The sequence below is a fragment of the Vibrio sp. Vb0888 genome, from assembly GCF_033338835.1.
Taxonomy (GTDB): domain Bacteria; phylum Pseudomonadota; class Gammaproteobacteria; order Enterobacterales; family Vibrionaceae; genus Vibrio; species Vibrio alginolyticus.
On record NZ_JAWOTL010000321.1, the window covers coordinates 1 to 1058 of the forward strand.

Consider the following 1058-nt stretch of genomic DNA (forward strand, 5'->3'; position numbering starts at 1 on the left):
TAGAAAAGTCATTATTTTCAATAAGCCTTACGATACGCTGAGCCAATTTACCGATGGTGACGGCCGTAAAACATTGGCTGACTACATTCCAGTAAAAGACGTATACGCAGCAGGTCGACTAGATAGAGACAGTGAAGGCCTAATGGTGTTAACCAATGATGGTATCCTACAAGCGAAGCTGACTCAGCCGAAATCAAAGTCGCCGAAAACGTATTGGGTACAGGTGGATGGAGCGCCACAAGAGCAAGATTTAGAGAAGTTGCGTAAAGGCGTTGAATTAAAAGATGGTATGACCTTACCCGCAAAAGTAGAAGTCATTGATGCTCCGACGATTTGGGAGAGAAACCCACCAGTTCGTTTTCGTGCAAATATTCCAACGACATGGCTAGCAATCACTATCGTTGAAGGTAGAAACCGCCAAGTAAGACGCATGACCGCTCATATCGGCTTCCCAACTTTACGCTTAGTACGCTATTCAATGGGCGACATTACCCTTGGAGACTTGCAGCCTGGCCAATGGAAAGAGATTCAGCTCTAGCCATCTTAAAACAGCACATTCCTCAAAGTAGTCAACATCAAAAAACATAAAAGCAGGCCATCGCCTGCTTTTTATATTTTTATCGTCACCAATAACAATTATTGTTGAGAAACCCACTTCATGAATAGCTGACGTTCTTCGTCAGTCATTTCTAGATAAGCAATTTTTGCTTTTGTCAGTGGCGAATTCACTCTGTGAGTCTCTTTAGCTGTACCCGTTGCCTGAAGCTCAGATAACTCGTCTCGCTTGCCATTAGAAAAATAGACGCCGTTAAGTTCGTTGTACTCTGCCAATTGCTCATCAAGGTTTGAATATGGGAAAGCACCTTTTTTACCTGGCATCTTATATTGCGAGTAATCAATAGACTTATCATTGATGCTTACTTTCCAGTCCATTGTATCTTGTTCAAACAGCTTGTCTGCCTGACGCTTATCTCTAAAAGATGGCGCATCAATGTAAAGCTCACCCGCCCCTGTATTAAAGCCGATAATACACGGAGCGGAGTAAACTTGAGTGCGCT

General features: G+C 43.1%; 2 protein-coding genes. One reads left to right on the plus strand and one right to left on the minus strand.

Annotated elements, in window-relative coordinates; translation table 11 throughout:
* On the plus strand, positions 1 to 538 hold a 538-nt coding region (locus R7P72_RS25970), incomplete at its 5' end, for a pseudouridine synthase (protein WP_318111123.1).
* A 98-nt stretch (positions 539 to 636) separates the two neighbouring features.
* Here R7P72_RS25970 and R7P72_RS25975 read toward each other — a convergent pair.
* The coding region (locus R7P72_RS25975; RefSeq protein WP_318111125.1) for a DUF2057 family protein at positions 637 to 1058 on the minus strand (422 nt) is incomplete at its 5' end.